This is a genomic window from Peribacillus sp. P4_C12 (assembly GCF_056402095.1).
In genome coordinates, this window is sequence record NZ_JBFUIB010001099.1 from 1 (window position 1) to 683 (window position 683).

Sequence of the window (683 nt, forward strand, 5' to 3'; positions counted from 1 at the left end):
GAGTATGAACTTAGAAGCTTAATAACAAGAGAAATTGGTAGTACAAAAATAATTCTTCCAATTTGGCATAATGTTACTAGAGAGGATATTATTTCTTTTAGTCCGTTTCTAGCCGACAGGTATGCTTTAAATACAACGAGTGAATCAATATATGAGATTGCTGTTCAAATAATTGAGGTTGTTAGCCCGAGTATTCACCGGAACATTATGCGAATTCTTGCTGAGGAACAATTGAGAAAAGATGCTACAAAAGTAAATGTAGCTATTGAAAACCTTAATATACAAAGTCCTCCAAGACACCAACAACTACCCCAACAACTGCTAAATAKAGTGATAATAATTCAAAAGACACTCTTTGAAGTATTTCCCGTATCTCTTAAAGATACAATCTTAAATTTCAGGAGAGATACAAACCCAAAGAGAGAAATTCTTATATGGGAAGCGATGGTAGCTGTTTATTTACAATATACATTTGGAAAGGAACTCCAGTTTGAAATTAAGAAAGAGGTGTTCAGTGTAATTTTATCTCATTCATTAGGAAAAGAATTGGACTTAAATGATTTTCGTTACATGACACATGAAGATTTGTCAGAGTTAATAAGCATTTATAATATGTCTAACCCTAACTTTAAAACAGAAATTCTTTCTGAATAAATAGATAAAATTCATCATCACATGTATTT

At 31.4% G+C, this 683-nt stretch carries 1 pseudogene; it reads left to right on the forward strand.

Annotated features, from left to right (window positions below):
- Nucleotides 1-654: pseudogene (locus AC1DUW_RS31555) on the forward strand (hypothetical protein); the annotation flags it as partial.
- Between the last annotated feature and the right edge of the window lie 29 nt (nucleotides 655-683).